The organism is Bacillus mesophilum (assembly GCF_008923265.1).
In the GTDB taxonomy this organism is placed as follows: domain Bacteria; phylum Bacillota; class Bacilli; order Bacillales; family Cytobacillaceae; genus Cytobacillus; species Cytobacillus mesophilum.
In genome coordinates, this window is sequence record NZ_WBOT01000003.1 from 101,771 (window position 1) to 122,085 (window position 20,315).

The window sequence follows — 20,315 nt, forward strand, 5'->3', positions numbered from 1 at the left end:
TATATATGATAGGACTAAGTATAAATTCAGAAAATTAGATATTTAACTGAAAATAGGAAGGAGATTATCATGAACGGTTTGCTTTGGCTCAATCTGATTGCATTTGTTTTTGTAACCGCTTACGCAATAGGGTTGTTTGTGTATGTCATTAGAACAAGGATACAGTATATCAAGCTTGGGAAAAAGGTGGAGTTTGACAACAATATTAAAGAGCGAATGAACAAAATTTGGGTCAATGTGTTTGGTCAGAAGAAATTACTGAAGGATAAGAAAAGCGGCATCATCCATGTCATGTTTTTCTATGGATTTATTCTTGTCCAATTCGGAGCCATTGATTTCATTATAAAAGGAATTAAACCTGGTGCACATTTGCCGCTTGGACCGCTATATCCAGGTTTTACGTTTTTCCAGGAAATCGTGACATTCATGATCCTCATTGCGGTTGTATGGGCATTTTACCGCAGATACATTGAAAAACTCGTTCGTTTAAAAAGAGGATTAAAATCTGGTTTAGTATTAATTTTTATAGGCGGATTAATGCTTTCAGTGCTATTGGGAAATGGGATGAGTTTAATCTGGCATGGACATGATCCAGTCTGGACAGAACCAATCGCATCTCTATTTGCCATCGCATTCTCATGGATAGGTGAGACAGCTTCCATTGCAGTTTTCTATGCGGCCTGGTGGATGCATTTGTTATTCTTGCTCGCATTCCTTGTATATGTGCCGCAATCAAAGCATGCTCATTTAATTGCTGGTCCTGCCAATGTTTATTTTAACCGTCTTGAAAACCCTGGCAAGCTGCAGAAGATTGATTTTGAAGATGAATCACAAGAGAGCTTTGGTGTTGGGAAAATTGAAGACTTTACACAGCATCAGATGATTGACTTCTATGCATGTGTAGAATGCGGACGCTGTACGAATATGTGTCCGGCCACAGGAACAGGGAAAATGCTGTCACCGATGGATCTCATTTTGAAGCTGCGTGATCATCTGACAAATCACGGTGCAGCGGTTACACAGAAGCAGCCATGGGTGCCAACATTCGCATTTTCGAATACGAAAGGAAATCAGCTTGCACTTGCTGCTGCAGGACAAGGAGCAGAAGAAGCGGCTGCCGGCCTTGCATATAGCCCGAGCCTAATTGGCGAGGTTATTACAGAGGAAGAAATCTGGGCGTGTACAACATGCCGCAACTGTGAGGATCAATGTCCGGTAATGAATGAGCACGTGGATAAGATCATCGATTTAAGACGTTATTTAGTATTAACTGAAGGAAAAATGGACGCAGATGCACAGCGGGCCATGACGAATATCGAACGTCAGGGCAATCCTTGGGGACTGAACCGCAAGGAAAAAGAAGACTGGAGAGAAGCACGTGAGGATGTACATGTGCCAACAGTCAAGGAAATGAAAAAAGCAGGCGAAGAGTTTGAGTATTTATTCTGGGTTGGATCCATGGGTTCTTATGACAACCGCAGTCAAAAAATTGCGCTGTCATTTGCGAAGCTTTTAAACGAAGCCGGCGTCAAATTTGCCATTCTCGGCAATAAGGAAAAGAACTCTGGAGATACACCAAGAAGACTTGGGAATGAGTTTCTATTCCAAGAGATGGCAGTGAAAAATATAGAGGAATTTGAGAAAAACGAAGTGAAAAAAATTGTTACAATTGATCCGCATGCCTATAACATTTTTAAAAATGAATATCCAGATTTCGGTTTACAGGCAGAGGTTTATCACCATACAGAACTGCTGGCAAAACTTGTGGAAGAGGGAAGGCTGCAGCCAATCTTTGAGGTGAATGAGACCATTACCTTCCATGATTCCTGCTACTTAGGACGATATAACGAGGTATACGATCCGCCGCGTGAGATCTTAAAGGCAATCCCTGGTGTTAAGCTCATTGAAATGGAAAGAAATCGTGATACCGGCATGTGCTGCGGTGCAGGAGGAGGTTTGATGTGGATGGAAGAAGAAACAGGCCATCGCGTCAACGTTGCTCGTACCGAACAAGCACTGGCCGTGAACCCTTCAGTCATCAGCTCAGGGTGTCCGTATTGCTTAACGATGCTGTCTGACGGCACAAAAGCGAAGGAAGTAGAAGAGCAGGTACACACATATGATGTGGCTGAAATTCTGGAGAAAGCTGTTGTTGGAGAAAAAGAGGAGCTTGCTTCTTAAAAAAATATATACAGAGATCCAGCTAAGATAAATTACTCTTTGCTGGATCTAACTTTAGTTTTATACAGAAACACAAATTCAAGCCTATTTTATATCTGATAGTACAAGCACCCTGTCCACACCTTCTTGTTGGCATATTATGCCATAAAGGAGGTGAAGATTATGTGTTTATGCAATTGGTTAAACCCAAAAGATCATTGTAAAGACTGTGCTTGTAAGCTATTAAAAAAATCAGGACCAGGCTGGTACCGTATTCTTCTAAAAGGGAACGAATTCCTGACTGTAGGGCAAAATCAAGAATTCTGGTTTTCGGGCGTAATTGACAAAAATGGCTGTGCTTTATTTTATTACTGGCTGCCGGCTGATTACACATATGAACTGCACGAGCTTATCTTAGACTGCGACTGCATTTGCGGTTTCAGCAAAGTAGTGCCAAACCCGCCGCCACCACCACCTGGAGATTGCGGATGTGAAACATCTAACCAAGCAGGTAATAACTTCAATATTAACAGAGGAAATGGTGCTAACAACACAACAGTAAGTATTAATGGAATATTATTACCCAGCAATGATCATGGGCGAGTTAGGTATAATGGCCACACATGTGAGAATTGTTTCGACGATAATGAGTTCACGTTTACCTATTTTGGTGCAGATGGCGTACCGCCATTTACGTTTACAGCGGTCACTTTTGATGTTCCGCACTGTCCGACTGGTGAAGTAGTCATTACTGGTCAAGGAGTAACAAATAATCCTCAATTGTTTGGAAATGCGCCGACGTATATCTTACGGTTAAATGGTGTTATGAATAACAAGAGCATCTCATTAACAATTAATGGCACCAACACATTTACAGCTTCTACAACACAGCTTGGAAATGGTGAATTGGTGGTAAGTAATTGTCCTTGATGATTAAAGACGCCTAAGCATTTAATACAAGCAGATTCTTAGGACAATTCAGATGGAAATGGGAACATGACCAATACGTTTTCTTAGCACGCCGTTACGGCGTGCTTTTATCATTCAGGGGATTTCTAACAGCAAGGGATCATTAATGACTATCTATTTGAATAAAACTAACTATTTTTAAGAAAATTAAGTAAAGTATTTCAATTCTAATAACTTTTAAGGTAAAATAGAATAAAATTAAAGCGCTTTCAAAAAGTGAACTATTAACATCCCGAAAAGGCAATAAACATCCTTTTTATCAGATGCATTTTTACAGCTGAAAATTGAGTGAGCGTTCAGTCATTATATGAATTCCGGTGAATTAGCTAAAATCAAATAAAAAAGGAGCGAACAAACATGGGGAAAACTGTTATTTTAGCAGGAGTTAGAACACCTTTAGGAAAGTTTGCTGGAGGTTTAAGCAGTTTAACAGCATCAGATTTAGGGGGCGCTGCGATCAGGGAGGCTCTGAAACGGGCAGATGTGAGTCCAGCGGATGTCGGTGAAGTGATTCTTGGAACGGTGCTTCAAGGAGGACAGGGGCAGATTCCTTCCCGCCAGGCTGCCAGAAAAGCCGGATTGCCTTGGGATGTCAAGACGGAAACCATTAACAAGGTGTGTGCATCAGGTATGAGAAGTGTGACACTCGGCGATCAGATCATTCGTGCTGGAGATGAAGAGGTTATTGTAGCTGGCGGAATGGAGTCCATGAGCAATGCGCCATACCTCCTGGCAAAAGCGAGATGGGGATTGCGGATGGGGGATGGAACTGTTCAGGATTCAATGATTAGTGACGGACTTAGCTGCAGTTTTACAGGTGCACATATGGGCACGTATGGAAATAGTACAGCGGAAGAATTGGAAATCAGCCGTGAAGAGCAGGATCAGTGGGCTTTAAGAAGCCATGAGCGTGCGATAGAAGCGATATCATCAGGAAAACTTGCCGAAGAGATCGTTTCCGTTGAGGTACCGCAGCGCAAAGGCGAACCGGTTATGGTGGCAGAGGATGAATCGCCACGAAAGGATACTTCACTTGAACGGCTGTCTAAGCTTGGATCTGCGTTTGGTCACGGAGGCACGATTACTGCCGGAAATGCACCGGGAGTCAATGATGGAGCTGCCGCTTTAGTGCTCATGAGCGAAGAACGAGCACAAAAGGAAGGGAAAAAAATCGGCGCATACATTCTTGGACATACAGCATTGGCTGTTGAAGCAAAGGATTTTCCGCAAACACCAGGACTTGTCATCAATCAATTGCTTCAAAAGACAGGGCATAGACTGGAAGATATTGATCTGTTTGAAATTAACGAGGCTTTTGCAGCTGTAGCGTTGGCGAGCAAGAAGATAGCAGGATTGGATGAAAATAAAGTTAATGTAAACGGCGGAGCTGTTGCACTTGGGCATCCGATTGGTGCGAGCGGGACGAGAATTATTTTAACACTCATGCATGAACTGCAGAGAAGAGGCGGCGGCATCGGAATCGCAGCCATTTGCAGCGGCGGCGGTCAAGGAGATGCCATCATGATTGAAGTTCCAAAATCGTAAAGGTGGGGGAGTAAAGATGAAGATTGAAAAAATTATGGTCATTGGTGCAGGGCAAATGGGCTCAGGTATCGCACAGGTGTGCGCTGCAGCTGGCTACGAGGTCATTCTAAATGATTTAACCGACGATCACCTTGACCGCGGCATGACAGGAATACAAAAGAACTTATCTCGGCAGGTCAGCAAAGGAAAGCTGGCCGAAGAAGAATTGAACACCACTTTAAACAAACTTACCGTGTCTACAGATATTGCAGATGCCAAGGAATGTGACCTGATTATTGAAGCGGCTGTTGAAAATATGGAAATTAAGTCGCGCATTTTTAAACAGCTGGATGAATGGGCACCAACACATGCCATTTTAGCGAGCAATACATCCTCTTTGCCGATTACAGAAATTGCAGCCAGTACAAATCGCCCAGAGAAGGTCATTGGCATGCATTTCATGAATCCGGTTCCGGTCATGAAGCTGGTTGAAATTATCCGCGGATTGGCGACAGCTGACGAAGTATATGAAGAGATTGAAGCCGTAACACACAGGCTGAAAAAAGTGCCGGTTGAAGTAAATGACTTTCCTGGGTTCGTTTCAAATCGTGTGCTTATGCCGATGATTAATGAAGCCATTTTTACACTGTATGAGGGAGTCGCTGAAAAAGAAGCAATTGATGAGGTGATGAAGCTCGGCATGAATCATCCGATGGGACCGCTCACACTTGCTGATTTTATCGGCTTAGATACTTGCCTTTATATTATGGAAACGCTTCATGAAGGGTTTGGTGACGATAAATACCGGCCGTGTCCGCTGCTGAGAAAATATGTGAAGGCAGGCTGGCTCGGCAAAAAAACGGGCCGCGGCTTTTATGAATACAATTAATTCAATGTGAGCATCTGGGAGGAACAAATGATGGATTTAAGATTCTCTGAAGAGCAGGAAATGATGAGGGTGATGGTGCGTGACTTTGCGCAAAAGGAAATTGCCCCTTTTGTTGAACAAATGGAAAGCGGTGTCTTTCCTCGCGATATCCTTAATAAAATGGGTGAGTTAGGCTTAATGGGCATCCCAATTCCTGAAAAATACGGCGGTTCAGGGATGGATTTTGTTTCATACATTACTGCGATTCATGAAATTTCTAAGGTGAGCGCAACGGTAGGAGTGATTTTATCTGTCCACACTTCCGTAGGAACGAATCCGATCCTTTATTTTGGAACAGAAGAGCAAAAGCAGAAATATGTCACCAAGCTCGCATCCGGACAATATTTAGGTGCGTTCTGCCTGACAGAGCCAAACGCAGGCTCTGATGCTGCGGCTTTAAAATCAAAAGCCATTCGTAACGGAGATCATTATATTGTAAATGGTTCGAAAGTTTTTATAACAAACGGCGGCGAAGCGGATGTTTATATTGTTTTTGCTTCTACTAATCCTGCACTCGGGAGTAAGGGCATTTCGGCTTTTATTGTTGAAAAAAATACTCCTGGTTTTGTAATTGGCAAAGATGAGAAAAAGATGGGGCTGCATGGCTCAAGGACTGTTCAAATAAGCTTTGAAGATATGAAAGTGCCAGTGGAAAATCTGCTCGGGCAAGAAGGAGAAGGATTTAAGATCGCTCTTGCCAACCTTGATGCAGGGCGTATTGGAATTGCTGCGCAATCGCTTGGCATTGCAGAGGCCGCTTTGGAAGCAGCCACCGCTTATGCTACCCAGAGGCAGCAATTTGGCAAGCCAATCGCTACTCAGCAGGGAATTGGTTTCAAGCTCGCCGATATGTCAACGGGTGTTGAAGCATCTAAACTATTAATCTATCGTGCTGCACAGATGCGCCAATATGGAGAGAAATGCGGGAAAGAAGCGTCCATGGCAAAGCTGTTTTCATCAAAAACAGCGATGGAAGTGACGACAGAGGCCATCCAAGTTTTTGGAGGCTATGGCTATACAGAGGACTATCCTGTCGAACGTTATTTCCGGGATGCCAAAATTACAGAAATATATGAAGGTACTAGTGAGATTCAGCGGATTGTGATCAGCAAAAACCTTTAGTGAATGAAGAAGGCAGGGGAGAAAATGAATTTCAAATTATCAGAAGAGCATGAGATGATTCGGAAAATGGTCCGTGATTTTGCCCGCAATGAAGTGGCTCCTACCGCTGCTGAGCGTGATGAAGAGGAGCGCTTTGATCGTGAGATTTTCGATAAGATGGCTGAGCTCGGATTAACAGGAATTCCTTGGCCGGAAGAGTATGGCGGAATTGGCAGTGATTATTTAGCCTACTGTATTGCAGTCGAGGAATTATCTCGAGTATGCGCCTCTACTGGCGTGACACTGTCCGCGCACACGTCGCTTGCTGGCTGGCCTATTTATACATTTGGAAATGAAGAACAAAAGCAAAAGTACTTAAAGCCTATGGCGCTGGGGGAAAAAATTGGCGCCTACGGATTAACAGAGCCTGGAAGCGGATCAGATGCAGGCGGCATGAAAACGACGGCCCGTTTAGAAGGCGATCATTATATTCTAAATGGTTCAAAGATCTTTATTACAAATGGCGGAATTGCTGATATTTATGTGGTGTTTGCACTAACAAGCCCCGAGGAAAAACAGAGGGGAACAACTGCATTCATTGTAGAAGCTGATTTTGAAGGGTTTTCTGTGGGCAAAAAAGAGAAGAAATTAGGCATACGCTCTTCTCCGACAACTGAAATTATGTTTGAAGACTGCAAAGTGCCTATTGAGAATGTGTTAGGAAAAGTGGGAGAAGGCTTTAAAATTGCGATGAAAACCCTCGACGGAGGAAGAAATGGCATAGCAGCACAAGCGGTCGGCATTGCACAAGGTGCGCTTGATGCCGCTAGTGATTACGCCAAGGAACGTCATCAATTCGGGAAGCCAATTGCAGCCCAGCAAGGCATCGGCTTTAAGCTGGCTGACATGGCAACAGGCATTGAGGCAGCTAGACTGCTGACCTACCAGGCTGCATGGCTAGAATCCGCTGGTCTCCCATATGGCAAAGAATCTGCTATGTCCAAACTATTCGCAGGAGACACGGCCATGAAAGTGACAACAGAAGCAGTCCAGATCTTCGGAGGCTATGGCTACACCAAAGACTATCCAGCAGAACGCTACATGCGCGACGCCAAAATCACCCAAATCTATGAAGGCACCCAAGAAATCCAGCGCCTCGTCATCTCAAGAATGCTCACCCAATCCTGATAAACTTATGGAACAGTCTTTATTAAGGTTCAACAAAAGTAGTGGTGTTACAGCCAAGATTTTATCCTACACAACTAATTAGCAATGGATGAAATAAAAGGTGTTGATAAAATGAAAAAAAGACAGGTGCAGGCTTCCGTAAAAGATGAACGTCTTGTTAAAAAACGGCGTGATCAGATGATTAAAGGCGCTGTTACACTTTTTATCCAGAAAGGATTTCATCGGACAACAACACGGGAAATTGCAAAGGCGGCTGGATTTAGCATTGGCACTTTATATGAATACATTCGCACAAAAGAGGATGTCCTCTATCTTGTCTGCGACAGCATATATGATCAAGTGCGAGAGAGGCTGTATGAAGGACTGGATACTAAAAAAGGGACAATTGAAAGTCTAAAGCAAGGAATTTCTGATTATTTCAAAGTAGTGGATGAAATGCAGGATGAAGTACTGGTCATGTATCAGGAAGTGAAGTCCTTATCTAAAGATGCCTTGCCATATGTTTTGAAAAAAGAGCTTGAGATGGTTGCTATGTTTGAGCATGTGGTTACGCTCTGTGTGGAGAACGGGGAACTGGATCTGGCTATGGAAGAAGTAAAGATGATCGCTCATAACATTTTCGTTCAAGGACAAATGTGGGCTTTCCGCCGTTGGACACTGCAAAAAATGTATAGCTTAGAGCAATATATTCAGCTGCAGACCGAGCTGCTTTTTCAAGGCATCCAAGGAAGTGCCTCGGCTGTGGAGTTTCAGCCAGATAGTAGGTCACAAAAGTAATAGTAGTTAAATATTATGATAATTTAAAAGGTCTGCACTAGTCTATCGCAGACCTTTTCTACTTAGTAGTGACTTTTCTGACATTAATATTATACAATGGCATACAATATCCTTTATAATAAAATTGATTGTATTCTGGCTTGAACTTCACAGATATTGATATTCAGGATGTGAGTAATTGAGACGGATTATTTGGTTTAGCGCGATTTCATGTTTTATCATATTCTTTTATCTATTATATCAATGGCAGCTTGGCGCCATTCCATTCTTTATGTTAGCGATCTACTTTAGCCGGCTTGCATATAAACAAATGAAAGAGACAGGCGGAAATAGATGATCCTATCCTGCCCTGTCTTGCTTTCATGCGCTGTAAATCTTCCGAACGGTCAGCAGACCAAAACTTGAAAGCACTCCTTTTAGACTCTGTTTTTATATGCAAATTGGCCGCTGTAAAAATAACAGCTTTTGGCTGATTTGTGTTTTTTTGTCGTCTAAAAAAGAATAATCCTAAAAGATATAACTAGCATAAACCCTTGAAATTTGTTTATAATGAAGAATATGCCTTCACTGCCTATAAATGCAGTGGATAAAAGGGTTTACTGATATGATTAATCGGCTTGCATAAAGCCTTACATAGTGAAAGGACGTGCGAAGATGGCTTTACAGGGATTCACAAAAGAAGATTTGCAGGAAATGTCTTTAATTGAAATCGCATATGAAATTTTAAAAGGAAAGAAAGAACCTGCTGCATTCAATGATATTATGAATGAAGTGAAGGATCTTTTAGAAATGACGGATGAGCAAGTGAGAGCGAAAATCTCACAATTTTATACGGATATGAATATTGATGGCCGCTTTATTGGCCTTGGAGATAATCGCTGGGGACTTCGTACATGGTATCCTGTTGATCAGTATGAAGAGGAAGTTGTTACAGTCATTAAGCCTAAAAAGAAAAAGGCGAAGAAAACGGCTGATGATGATCTTGAACTGGAAGATTATGACGAGCTTGATGAAGAAGAAATCGATTACGACGACATTGAAGATTACGATGATATTGATGAAGATGACGATGAAGACGATGATCTTCTTGATGATGATCTTGATGAGTTTGAAGAAGAAGACGACGATCTAATCGAAGATATTGATGAAGAAGACGATGAAGATGACCTCGACGAAGACCTGGATGAAGATGAGGACGAAGAGGATTTATAATCTTGACTTTTTTATATAAGGCTTGTAGAATCATTTTTGGGCTCCTTAAAAAAGGAACGATAAATGATACGCTTACAGCGCTCCCTTACTTGAAAAATAGTAAGTGGAGCGCTTTTTGTTTTTTCTGCGGAAGTGTCCAATTCATTTTTAAGGTATGGCTGGAGATGAGTGAGGTACATGACCACGCGTAAACACATGCAGATCGGGGCAGTAAAATCTATAAAAGTCATCTCCCTCTAAAAGCAACAAAGTTTACAAAAACAGCCTTAAAGAAAGAAAAAATTGCACAAACTGTATTGAAGGGGGAATAGTAAATGACAAAATATATTTTTGTTACAGGCGGTGTTGTATCGTCATTAGGAAAGGGAATTGTAGCTGCTTCACTTGGCCGTCTATTAAAAAATAGGGGCATGAGCGTTACCATTCAAAAGTTTGATCCATACATTAATGTTGACCCGGGAACGATGAGTCCATATCAGCACGGAGAAGTATATGTAACAGGTGATGGAGCGGAAACAGATCTGGATTTAGGACACTATGAGCGTTTTGTAGATATCAATTTAACAAAGTACAGCTCTGTTACTACAGGGAAAATTTATTCCACTGTAATAAGAAAAGAGAGACGTGGAGATTACAATGGCGGCACTGTACAGGTAATTCCGCACATTACAAATGAAATTAAGGATAAAGTGTTCCGCGCTGGTCATGAAACAAATTCAGATGTAGTGATCACTGAAATCGGCGGAACGGTAGGAGATATTGAGTCTCTTCCTTTCCTTGAAGCGATTCGCCAAATTAAGAGCGATATCGGCCGTGATAACGTGATGTATATTCACTGTACGCTTGTTCCTTATATTAAAGCTGCTGGTGAAATGAAAACAAAACCTACACAGCATAGTGTTAAGGAACTAAGAAGCCTTGGCATTCAGCCGAATGTAGTAGTTGTCAGAACAGAAATGCCAATTTCCCAAGAAATGAAGGACAAGCTTGCATTATTCTGTGATATTGATAAAGAGGCAGTTATTGAGTGCCAGGATGCGGAAACATTATATTCAGTACCGCTGGCATTGCAGGAACAAAATCTTGATCAAATCGCCTGTCAGCACCTTAAGCTTGATTGTAAGGAAGCAGATATGACTGAATGGAAGCAATTGGTTGATAAAGTTCTGCATTTATCGAAGAAAACAAAGATTGCACTTGTTGGAAAGTATGTTGAACTGCAGGATGCGTATATTTCCGTTGTTGAAGCATTAAAGCATGCAGGTTACGCTCATGATGCAGATATTGATGTAAAGTGGATTAACTCAGAGAATGTAACAGCTGAAAATGTTTCTGAGCTTTTAAGTGATGCTGACGGTATTTTGGTGCCAGGCGGATTTGGAGATCGGGGAATTGAAGGGAAGATTCTTGCGATTCAATATGCCCGTGAACAAAAGAAACCATTCTTAGGCATTTGTCTTGGCATGCAGCTGGCATCCATTGAGTTTGCCCGTAACGTCTTAGGACTTGATGGAGCTCATTCTGCTGAGATTAACCCAGATACGAAACACCCAATTATTGATTTATTGCCAGAACAGAAAGATATTGAAGATCTTGGCGGTACACTGCGTCTTGGTCTGCAGGCATGTAAGCTTGTGGAAGATACGCTTGCTTTTGATGCATATCAGGATGAAGTTGTTTATGAGCGTCATCGCCACCGTTATGAATTTAACAATCATTATCGTCAAGATATGGAAAAGGCAGGATTTGTCTTCTCTGGTACTAGTCCAGACGGAAGACTTGTAGAAATCATTGAAGTAAAAGATCACCCTTGGTTTGTTGCTTCACAATTCCACCCAGAATTCATTTCAAGACCAACACGCCCGCAGCCGCTATTCCGCGACTTTATAGGTGCGTCACTTAAACAAGGTGAATAATATTAAAAAGCGGAGAAAACATTGTGTTTTCTCCGCTTTTTTCTCTAATAAAAGGAATAAATTAATAATCCGCCATGATTTCATCTAAAGTAAATTTAATGCCATGATAGGCAAATAAAGCAGCAATAGCGGATGGAAAACCAAAACGGTTCCCAACATCATCCGGCAGAAGTCCTTTTGTCAGCTTTAGCGATATGCAGACATCTGCAAGAGCCTCAAGCGTTTCTCCTGCATCACTCTTGCTATTAGCACAAATCGCAACAAAAGGAATATACCGATCAGATAGTGCCCGTCCAAGCTTTAGAGCTTCTTCGTCATTTCCGCTTCGCGCAGCGATTAAAAAGCGATCAGTATCATGGATCTCGCTAAGCGGCATCTCCTCGCTCCAGATTTTAGCATTCTGCAGCGGCTCTGCCCCTTCTGTCGCCTCATAAGCAATAGCCTTCATTTCGTGTGTGCTATATATATAGATGGTACCTGCTCCTGCAGCCGCTTGAGCCAGCAGCCGTGCACCGTCTTCAATGGTCTCAGATTCTTTTTCCTGCAGGGTGTTAAAGACACCTGTCAGCTGTGTAGAAAACATTTTTAACAAACGAATTTCCTCCTTCTTAAGCATGTATGAATTTTAATTATAGTAAAACAAGTGGAAAAGGTGAAATTAAAAACGCGAAATTAAGAATAAGGCAGGAATTATCATTGGGTAAGGAGAATTTTACAAGATGAGACTGGGCGAAAGCTACATTTTTACATAGTATTTACAAGCTCTTCGAAAAAATATAATCAATGAGGTGGCTATTTTGAAAGGGAAGATATTAATTGTCGATGACCAGTTTGGCATCCGTATATTGCTGAACGAAGTATTGCAGAAAGAAGGCTACGAAACATTTCAAGCTGCTAATGGAGTTCAAGCTCTTGATATTGTCGCAAAGCATACACCGGACCTGGTCCTATTAGATATGAAGATCCCCGGGATGGATGGGATTGAAATTTTAAAAAGAATGCGCGTCGATAACAAAGAAATCCGCGTCATTATTATGACAGCGTATGGCGAATTAGATATGATTCAAGAAGCAAAAGATCTAGGTGCTTTAACACATTTTGCCAAACCGTTTGATATTGATGACATTAGAGCTGCCGTTAAAAAGTACTTGCCTGTCCCGCAATAAGCATGATTTTCCAATGGTAGCGCTTGCTTTATGACAGTTTATAAAATTGCAATGGAATAATAGCAATTCCTTGTCCATTTTGGTATGATACAAATGAATTCCATAGGTCGCTTCAGGTTTCTCTGCTACATAATCAGCAGCATGATAGGGTAAACTTAAATGCAGACAACCTGTATCAACAAGCGATCATTATTAAGGAGGAAGTATAATGCCTTTAGTTTCTATGACTGACATGCTGAATAAAGCAAAAGCAGAAGGTTATGCAGTAGGTCAATTTAATTTAAACAACCTTGAGTTTACTCAAGCGATTCTTCAAGCAGCAGAAGAAGAAAAATCTCCTGTTATCTTAGGAGTATCAGAAGGTGCAGCTCGTTATATGGGCGGCTTCAAAACAGTTGTAAAAATGGTAGAAGGACTTCTTGAAGATTATAAAATCACTGTCCCAGTTGCCATTCATTTAGATCACGGTTCAAGCTTCGACAAATGTAAAGAAGCAATTGATGCTGGTTTCACATCTGTTATGATCGATGCTTCACACCACCCATTTGAAGAAAATGTTGAAACAACTACTAAAGTTGTTGAATATGCTAATTCAAAAGGTGTTTCTGTAGAAGCTGAGCTTGGAACAGTAGGCGGACAGGAAGATGATGTCGTTGCTGAAGGCGTTATTTATGCTGATGCTAAAGAATGTGACGAGCTTGTAAAACGCACAGGCATTGATTGCCTTGCTCCAGCATTAGGATCTGTTCACGGTCCTTACAAGGGTGAACCAAACCTAGGATTTGTAGAGATGGAAGAGATTGGGAACCTGACTGGTGTGCCACTTGTACTTCATGGCGGAACTGGAATTCCAACTAACGATATCAAAAAATCAATTTCTCTAGGTACTGCAAAAATCAACGTAAATACAGAAAACCAAATTGCATCTGCAAAACGCGTTCGCGAAGTACTTGCAGCGGATAGTGAAGTATATGATCCGCGCAAATACTTAGGACCTGCACGTGAGGCGATTAAAGAAACAGTTATCGGCAAAATGCGTGAATTTGGTTCATCTGCAAAAGCATAATTGAACGTGAAAAGGAACCGCCTTTACCAAAAGGCGGTTTCCCTTCATTATAAAAAGGTAATCTTCCTTAATGTTTACTAGTTTAGAACAGATATATTCCCCTGGTTCTTCTTTCTTAGCCTCTTGATCATTATTGATTCTTTCATTGACATACATAAGAGATTAAAAGTGAGACTGGGATAGTTTTGAAACTCAACGATTTTTGTTCATAAAAATGGTACGGTTTGAAAATAGGGAGGAATTAAAATGAAATTTTTCATTGATACAGCTAATATGGAAGAAATTAAAGAAGCACACGCTTTAGGGATTATAGCAGGGGTAACAACAAACCCATCACTTGTTGCAAAAGAAAAAGACGTATCCTTTCATGATCGCTTAAAGGAAATTACAGAGCTGGTAGACGGGTCGGTAAGTGCCGAAGTTATCGCTCTTGATGCAGAAGGCATGATTAAAGAAGGAAAAGAGCTTGCCGCAATTGCTCCAAATATCACAATTAAAGTACCAATGACACCAGAAGGACTAAAAGCAGTCCATGTTTTTACAAAAGAAGGCATTAAAACAAACGTTACGCTTATTTTCAGTGCTAATCAAGCATTACTTGCTGCCAGAGCAGGTGCTACATATGTTTCCCCATTCCTTGGAAGATTAGATGATATCGGTCATAATGGTCTTGATATAGTTTCAACCATTGCTGAGATTTTTGCCATCCATGATATTGACACTGAAATTATTGCAGCTTCTATTAGACATCCTCAGCATGTAACGGACGCGGCTTTGCGGGGAGCGCATATTGCCACGATTCCATACAAAGTAATTCAGCAGCTTTTCAAACATCCATTAACAGACAAAGGCATTGAAGCCTTCCTAGCAGACTGGAACTCTCGGTCTTAATTAAACGATTTTCATATTTTCATCGTTTTTGTCAGCATTTGGACAAAACTTTTCTCAACAGCTTAAAAATGCGGTAGTTGATGACATAAAAAAGTTTTAATTATAGATAACAATTAACTCGCTATTCAAAATATAACCACTTTTTTTATATCAGTATATGACTGGTAAATTTTCGTGTAAACTGTAGTGTAAGGATAGGCCGGATTCAGATGGTGTTATCAAAAATTATGGATTAGACGAGGACATGCCTGTCCGCAGGAAAGACTGCAATTGCAACTATTGCATTGACATACCAGGCAAAAGAAGGGAGATCATAATGGAAAAGCTTATGATTGCAGGCGGCAGTCCATTAAAAGGGACGGTCAGAATCAGCGGTGCAAAAAACAGCGCCGTCGCCTTAATACCCGCAACGATATTAGCAGAGTCGCCTGTGACGATTGAAGGTTTGCCGGATATTTCTGATGTTCAGATTTTAAAAGGACTTCTTGAAGAAATTGGCGGGGTAGTCAGTTTCGAGAATAATGATATGACTGTTGATCCATCTTCAATGATTTCCATGCCTTTGCCAAATGGGAAGGTAAAAAAATTACGGGCTTCCTATTATTTAATGGGTGCGATGCTCGGCCGTTTTAAAAAGGCCGTGATTGGCTTGCCCGGAGGATGCCATCTCGGTCCTCGCCCAATTGATCAGCATATCAAAGGATTTGAAGCATTAGGTGCACATGTGACCAACGAGCAGGGTGCGATCTATTTGCGGGCAGATGAACTGCGCGGTGCAAGAATCTATTTGGACGTAGTAAGTGTAGGAGCGACTATTAATATTATGCTTGCTGCTGTTCGGGCTAAGGGAAGAACGATTATTGAAAACGCAGCAAAAGAGCCTGAAATTATTGATGTAGCCACACTTTTAACCAATATGGGTGCTAAAATTAAGGGAGCAGGAACAGATGTCATTCGCATCGATGGTGTGGATAGCCTTGATGGCTGCAGACATACAATTATTCCTGACCGTATTGAAGCAGGGACCTATATGATTCTTGGTGCAGCAGCTGGAGATGGTGTGCTGATAGACAATGTGATTCCTCATCACCTAGAATCTTTGATCGCAAAACTCAGAGAAATGGGCGTTCAGATTGAAGCAAACGATGATCAGGTATTTGTGGGGCCGGCAGACAAAATGAAAGCGGTTGATATAAAAACGCTTGTATACCCCGGTTTTCCAACAGACCTCCAGCAGCCATTTACGTCGCTTTTAACAGCAGCTGAAGGAACAAGCATGGTGACAGATACGATCTATGGCGCTCGTTTTAAGCATATTGATGAACTAAGAAGAATGAATGCCAATATAAAGGTAGAAGGACGCTCAGCCATCATAAATGGCACAGTTAAGCTGCAGGGAGCAAAAGTGAAGGCAAGTGACCTTAGAGCAGGTGCATCTCTTGTCATAGCCGGACTTATGGCTGAAGGTGTTACAGAGGTAACCGGACTAGAGCATATCGACCGCGGATATAGTCATCTGGTGGACAAGCTTTGCGGTCTTGGTGCGACCATCTGGCGCGAGAAGCTGACGAAAGAAGAGATTGAGCAATTAAATAATGCGTAAATAATAGAGAGAAATGTCGTTATCTGGGGAGGAACAACGGATGGAAAGAAGCTTATCAATGGAACTTGTCCGAGTAACTGAAGGAGCTGCGCTTGCTTCAGCACGCTGGATGGGCAGAGGTAAAAAGGATGAAGCCGATGATGCTGCTACATCTGCAATGAGAGACGTTTTTGACACCGTACCTATGAAGGGGACGGTTGTCATTGGAGAGGGCGAAATGGATGAAGCCCCAATGCTTTATATTGGTGAGAAGCTTGGAACTGGCTATGGTCCGCGTGTAGATGTTGCAGTAGATCCGTTGGAAGGAACTAATATTGTCGCCTCTGGCGGCTGGAATGCTCTTGCCGTTTTAGCAGTAGCAGATCATGGGAATTTGCTTCATGCACCTGATATGTATATGGATAAAATTGCGGTTGGTCCTGAAGCGGTTGGCCAAATAGATATTAATGCATCTGTTTTAGATAACTTAAAGGCTGTTGCCAAGGCAAAAAATAAAGATATCGAGGACGTTGTGGCAACGGTTTTAAACAGAGAGCGTCATGCTCATATTATTAACGAGCTTCGCGAAGCTGGTGCAAGAATAAAGCTAATCAATGATGGAGATGTGGCTGGAGCCATTAATACTGCATTTGATCATACGGGTGTTGATATATTATTCGGATCAGGCGGAGCGCCAGAAGGTGTTTTAGCAGCAGTGGCCCTAAAAAGCTTAGGCGGTGAAATTCAAGGGAAATTGCTTCCTCAAAATGATGCTGAATTAGAACGCTGTTTAAAAATGGGTCTCGATGTGAATAATGTACTTTTAATGGAAGACCTCGTAAAAGGAGATGACGCCATTTTTGCTGCTACAGGTGTAACAGATGGCGAATTGCTTAGAGGGGTGCAATTTAAAGGCTCATATGGTTCTACACATTCTGTTGTTATGAGAGCAAAGTCAGGAACCGTCCGTTTCATTGAAGGCCGTCATAGTTTGAAAAAGAAACCAAATCTTGTTATGAGATAATTGCATAGATCACAATATTGGGGAACTGGGAAAGATGCAGTTTCCCCTGCTTTTTCTAACCTGATAAACATAAACAGTTTAAAAATAAGCGAAGCCTCTGTTTTTAAACATTAGCTGGATCGCTGCTTAGCTCCAACCCTTCCATTCCTTCATAAATAATTACAAAAAAATACAGTTGATTAACACTGAACGTAAAGGGTAAAATAGAGATTGTTTTACGGGACCCCTCAATACAATCCGTGCTGCGGTGATCTCTCAAACATAAATCAAGGATTCTTCAATAACTTCTAGAAACCTCATGCTTATTTATCTTTCCTTATTTAAATTGATTCAGTTTATAAAACCGTATAGGGATATTGATTGAAAATTCAAAAGAGTGGTGTTGTTTGATATGGGATTAAATATATCGAGTTTAGAAAATATGAAATTAAAGGAGCTTTATGAGCTAGCACGCGAATATAAAGTTTCTTATTATAGCAAATTATCAAAGAAAGAGCTTATTTTTGCCATTTTGAAAGCAAGAGCGGAGCAAGAAGGCTATTTCTTCATGGAAGGAATCCTGGAAATTATCCAATCGGAAGGCTTTGGATTCTTAAGACCAATTAATTACTCCCCAAGCTCAGAGGACATCTACATTTCTGCATCGCAAATCCGCCGATTTGACTTAAGAAACGGAGATAAAGTTTCAGGAAAAGTGCGTCCTCCAAAAGAAAATGAACGCTATTTTGGCTTACTGCAAGTTGAGGCTGTTAATGATGATGATCCAGAAACGGCTAAGGAACGTGTTCACTTTCCTGGTTTGACGCCATTATATCCAAATCGTCTGATGAACCTTGAAACGACAACAAGGCATATTTCTACACGTATAATGGACCTTTTGGCGCCAGTCGGATTTGGACAGCGTGGCTTAATCGTAGCCCCTCCTAAAGCTGGGAAAACAATGCTGTTAAAGGAAATTGCCAATAGCATTACAACAAACCACCCGGAAGCAGAATTAATTGTTCTTTTAATAGACGAGCGTCCGGAAGAGGTAACTGATATTGAAAGGTCTGTAGCAGGTGACGTTGTCAGTTCAACCTTCGATGAAGTTCCTGAAAATCATATCAAAGTGGCAGAGCTGGTGCTTGAGCGAGCAATGCGTCTTGTTGAGCATAAGCGTGATGTTGTCATCCTTATGGACAGTATTACTAGACTTGCCCGTGCTTATAACCTGGTCATTCCGCCAAGCGGAAGAACCTTATCAGGCGGTATTGATCCGGCTGCTTTCCATCGTCCAAAACGCTTTTTCGGTGCTGCCCGTAATATTGAAGAAGGCGGCAGCTTAACGATCTTAGCAACTGCGCTAGTAGACACAGGCTCACGTATGGATGATGTGATTTATGAGGAGTTCAAAGGTACAGGAAATATGGAACTGCATCTTGATCGTGCTCTTGCTGAAAGAAGAATCTTCCCTGCAATTGATATTCGCCGTTCAGGCACAAGAAAAGAAGAGCTTCTTATTAAGAAGGAACATCTTGATATGCTTTGGGCGATTCGCAAGTCCATGTCAGATTCACCAGATTTTGCCGATAAATTCTTGCGCAAGTTAAAGCAGACAAAATCAAATGAAGAATTTTATGCTAATCTTGCTGAAGAAATGAAGTCTAAGCGTTCGCAGTCATAAAATTTGTTTTATATGTAAATGTTAAAATCATTTATGTTTCGACAATAGATGAAAAATGATATTTGCAAAAAATGTTTGTACTTGTTATAATGATTCCAGTGCGTTTTTAATTTACGGTTTATCCGTAACATATAACTCTGTCTCAGCATGATTCAGGGCGGAAGGAGATGAAAAGAATGAAAGCAGGAATTCATCCTAACTACAAAAAAGCAATGGTGAAATGTGCATGCGGTAATGAATTCGAAACGGGTTCTGTACTTGAAGAAATCCGCGTAGAAACTTGCTCTGAGTGCCACCCATTCTATACTGGACGTCAAAAATTCGCTGAAGCTGGCGGACGTGTTGATCGTTTCAATAAAAAATACGGCATTAAGAAATAATAAACATAAACAACACAAAAACAGGCAAGTTTTCTCTCTTGCCTGTTTTTTATTGCAATAATACTACTTATAAACCTGATTTTTCCCTTATCATCGCTGCATTTTGCATGCAGATGAGGCTGTAGGAAGGAGATGCCGTTTGTGTATGTAATGAAACATCATGGGTGGGTGGAAGTAATTTGCGGCAGTATGTTTTCTGGTAAATCTGAGGAATTAATCAGTCGTGTCAGACGATCTCAGTTTGCAAAGCAAAAGATTGCTGTTTTCAAACCGCAAATAGATAACAGATATAGTGAGGAAGCTGTTGTGTCACATGACGGCTCATCCGTTATGGCAAAACCGATTGCTCATTCCACTGAAATTTTTCAGAATATCACTTCTGACATTGAAGTGATTGCTATAGATGAAGTTCAATTTTTTGACGATGAGATTGTGAATGTTATTCAGCATCTGGCTGATAGCGGACATCGTGTGATTGCAGCAGGTTTAGACCAGGATTTCCGCGGTGAGCCTTTTGGAGTTATGCCGCGCTTGATGGCTATTGCCGAGCTAGTGACGAAGCTTCAAGCTGTCTGTGCTGTTTGCGGGTCACCAGCCAGCAGAACACAGCGGCTAATCAACGGCGAACCAGCTTCATATGATGATCCAATTATCCTTGTTGGCGCATCCGAAGCGTATGAGCCTCGCTGCAGACATCACCATCAAGTACCGAAATCGCCTAATACGTTAAAGAATTCAACTGAAACAGAAACATTATCTTAAGCTAAG

At 41.5% G+C, this 20,315-nt stretch carries 19 protein-coding genes; 18 read left to right on the plus strand and 1 reads right to left on the minus strand.

All coding sequences use genetic code 11. The features are described 5' to 3' along the window. The first annotated feature begins 69 nt into the window (after window positions 1–69). The 10 genes from F7732_RS10275 to F7732_RS10315 all read left to right on the plus strand — a co-directional run bounded on the left by F7732_RS10275 (window position 70) and on the right by F7732_RS10315 (window position 11,775). The gene (locus F7732_RS10275; RefSeq protein ID WP_151573785.1) at window positions 70–2,181 is read left to right on the plus strand and encodes a 4Fe-4S dicluster domain-containing protein; all 2,112 of its coding nucleotides are present in this window, start codon (window positions 70–72) and stop codon (window positions 2,179–2,181) included. Window positions 2,182–2,343: 162 nt separating this feature from the next. Beyond that, complete coding sequence (locus F7732_RS10280; RefSeq protein WP_151573786.1) at window positions 2,344–3,090, plus strand: hypothetical protein; 747 nt, start codon at window positions 2,344–2,346, stop codon at window positions 3,088–3,090. 396 nt (window positions 3,091–3,486) lie between these two features. Beyond that, window positions 3,487–4,674: an acetyl-CoA C-acetyltransferase gene (locus F7732_RS10285; RefSeq protein ID WP_151573787.1), complete on the plus strand. Its 1,188-nt coding sequence runs from the start codon at window positions 3,487–3,489 to the stop codon at window positions 4,672–4,674. A 16-nt stretch (window positions 4,675–4,690) separates the two neighbouring features. Continuing rightward, window positions 4,691–5,542: a 3-hydroxybutyryl-CoA dehydrogenase gene (locus tag F7732_RS10290; RefSeq protein WP_151573788.1), complete on the plus strand. Its 852-nt coding sequence runs from the start codon at window positions 4,691–4,693 to the stop codon at window positions 5,540–5,542. Between the two features lie 30 nt (window positions 5,543–5,572). After that, window positions 5,573–6,703 carry an acyl-CoA dehydrogenase gene (locus tag F7732_RS10295; RefSeq protein ID WP_151573789.1) on the plus strand — a complete coding sequence of 377 codons (1,131 nt, stop codon included), beginning with the start codon at window positions 5,573–5,575 and terminating at the stop codon, window positions 6,701–6,703. Window positions 6,704–6,727: 24 nt separating this feature from the next. Further along, window positions 6,728–7,870: an acyl-CoA dehydrogenase gene (locus F7732_RS10300; RefSeq protein ID WP_151573790.1), complete on the plus strand. Its 1,143-nt coding sequence runs from the start codon at window positions 6,728–6,730 to the stop codon at window positions 7,868–7,870. 111 nt (window positions 7,871–7,981) lie between these two features. Next, entirely contained in the window at window positions 7,982–8,647 is a 666-nt protein-coding gene (locus tag F7732_RS10305) for a TetR/AcrR family transcriptional regulator (protein ID WP_151573791.1), read from the plus strand. Window positions 8,648–8,825: 178 nt separating this feature from the next. Then, window positions 8,826–8,984, plus strand: a complete 159-nt coding sequence (locus F7732_RS22620) for a hypothetical protein (RefSeq protein ID WP_161598861.1) — start codon at window positions 8,826–8,828, stop codon at window positions 8,982–8,984. Window positions 8,985–9,301: 317 nt separating this feature from the next. After that, a complete protein-coding gene (gene rpoE, locus F7732_RS10310) occupies window positions 9,302–9,859 on the plus strand; it encodes a DNA-directed RNA polymerase subunit delta (RefSeq protein ID WP_066442288.1) in 558 nt (185 codons plus the stop codon). Between the two features lie 314 nt (window positions 9,860–10,173). Beyond that, complete coding sequence (locus tag F7732_RS10315; protein ID WP_066442292.1) at window positions 10,174–11,775, plus strand: CTP synthase; 1,602 nt, start codon at window positions 10,174–10,176, stop codon at window positions 11,773–11,775. A 61-nt stretch (window positions 11,776–11,836) separates the two neighbouring features. Here the strand turns inward: F7732_RS10315 and F7732_RS10320 are convergent, their stop codons facing one another. Continuing rightward, window positions 11,837–12,358 (minus strand): DUF2529 family protein, encoded by a 522-nt coding sequence (locus tag F7732_RS10320; RefSeq protein ID WP_338024099.1) that lies wholly within the window; start codon window positions 12,356–12,358, stop codon window positions 11,837–11,839. Window positions 12,359–12,569: 211 nt separating this feature from the next. Here F7732_RS10320 and F7732_RS10325 point away from each other — a divergent pair, with 211 nt between their 5' ends. The 8 genes from F7732_RS10325 (at window position 12,570) to F7732_RS10360 (ending at window position 20,309) form a co-directional block, all read left to right on the plus strand. Then, on the plus strand, window positions 12,570–12,941 hold the full coding sequence (locus tag F7732_RS10325) for a response regulator (protein ID WP_151574487.1): 372 nt from the start codon (window positions 12,570–12,572) through the stop codon (window positions 12,939–12,941). Between the two features lie 208 nt (window positions 12,942–13,149). After that, window positions 13,150–14,007 (plus strand): class II fructose-bisphosphate aldolase, encoded by an 858-nt coding sequence (locus F7732_RS10330; protein WP_151573793.1) that lies wholly within the window; start codon window positions 13,150–13,152, stop codon window positions 14,005–14,007. Between the two features lie 246 nt (window positions 14,008–14,253). Continuing rightward, window positions 14,254–14,898, plus strand: coding sequence for a fructose-6-phosphate aldolase (gene fsa, locus F7732_RS10335; protein ID WP_151573794.1), 645 nt, complete (start codon window positions 14,254–14,256; stop codon window positions 14,896–14,898). A gap of 316 nt (window positions 14,899–15,214) precedes the next feature. Next, entirely contained in the window at window positions 15,215–16,501 is a 1,287-nt protein-coding gene (locus F7732_RS10340; RefSeq protein WP_151573795.1) for a UDP-N-acetylglucosamine 1-carboxyvinyltransferase, read from the plus strand. A 40-nt stretch (window positions 16,502–16,541) separates the two neighbouring features. Further along, on the plus strand, window positions 16,542–17,504 hold the full coding sequence (glpX, locus tag F7732_RS10345; protein WP_151573796.1) for a class II fructose-bisphosphatase: 963 nt from the start codon (window positions 16,542–16,544) through the stop codon (window positions 17,502–17,504). 391 nt (window positions 17,505–17,895) lie between these two features. After that, window positions 17,896–19,167, plus strand: a complete 1,272-nt coding sequence (rho, locus tag F7732_RS10350; RefSeq protein ID WP_066442309.1) for a transcription termination factor Rho — start codon at window positions 17,896–17,898, stop codon at window positions 19,165–19,167. Between the two features lie 176 nt (window positions 19,168–19,343). After that, a complete protein-coding gene (gene rpmE, locus F7732_RS10355) occupies window positions 19,344–19,547 on the plus strand; it encodes a 50S ribosomal protein L31 (protein ID WP_066442311.1) in 204 nt (67 codons plus the stop codon). Window positions 19,548–19,688: 141 nt separating this feature from the next. Next, complete coding sequence (locus F7732_RS10360) at window positions 19,689–20,309, plus strand: thymidine kinase (RefSeq protein ID WP_151573797.1); 621 nt, start codon at window positions 19,689–19,691, stop codon at window positions 20,307–20,309. Window positions 20,310–20,315: the final 6 nt, after the last annotated feature.

Bases quoted from the DNA above. Each gene is read 5' to 3' on its own strand.
- F7732_RS10275 (WP_151573785.1), top strand. From the start codon at position 70: ATGAACGGTTTGCTTTGGCTCAATCTGATTGCATTTGTTTTTGTAACC.
- F7732_RS10280 (WP_151573786.1), top strand. From the start codon at position 2,344: ATGTGTTTATGCAATTGGTTAAACCCAAAAGATCATTGTAAAGACTGT.
- F7732_RS10285 (WP_151573787.1), top strand. From the start codon at position 3,487: ATGGGGAAAACTGTTATTTTAGCAGGAGTTAGAACACCTTTAGGAAAG.
- F7732_RS10290 (WP_151573788.1), top strand. From the start codon at position 4,691: ATGAAGATTGAAAAAATTATGGTCATTGGTGCAGGGCAAATGGGCTCA.
- F7732_RS10295 (WP_151573789.1), top strand. From the start codon at position 5,573: ATGGATTTAAGATTCTCTGAAGAGCAGGAAATGATGAGGGTGATGGTG.
- F7732_RS10300 (WP_151573790.1), top strand. From the start codon at position 6,728: ATGAATTTCAAATTATCAGAAGAGCATGAGATGATTCGGAAAATGGTC.
- F7732_RS10305 (WP_151573791.1), top strand. From the start codon at position 7,982: ATGAAAAAAAGACAGGTGCAGGCTTCCGTAAAAGATGAACGTCTTGTT.
- rpoE (WP_066442288.1), top strand. From the start codon at position 9,302: ATGGCTTTACAGGGATTCACAAAAGAAGATTTGCAGGAAATGTCTTTA.
- F7732_RS10315 (WP_066442292.1), top strand. From the start codon at position 10,174: ATGACAAAATATATTTTTGTTACAGGCGGTGTTGTATCGTCATTAGGA.
- F7732_RS10320 (WP_338024099.1), bottom strand. From the start codon at position 12,358: ATGTTTTCTACACAGCTGACAGGTGTCTTTAACACCCTGCAGGAAAAA.
- F7732_RS10330 (WP_151573793.1), top strand. From the start codon at position 13,150: ATGCCTTTAGTTTCTATGACTGACATGCTGAATAAAGCAAAAGCAGAA.
- fsa (WP_151573794.1), top strand. From the start codon at position 14,254: ATGAAATTTTTCATTGATACAGCTAATATGGAAGAAATTAAAGAAGCA.
- F7732_RS10340 (WP_151573795.1), top strand. From the start codon at position 15,215: ATGGAAAAGCTTATGATTGCAGGCGGCAGTCCATTAAAAGGGACGGTC.
- glpX (WP_151573796.1), top strand. From the start codon at position 16,542: ATGGAAAGAAGCTTATCAATGGAACTTGTCCGAGTAACTGAAGGAGCT.
- rho (WP_066442309.1), top strand. From the start codon at position 17,896: ATGGGATTAAATATATCGAGTTTAGAAAATATGAAATTAAAGGAGCTT.
- rpmE (WP_066442311.1), top strand. From the start codon at position 19,344: ATGAAAGCAGGAATTCATCCTAACTACAAAAAAGCAATGGTGAAATGT.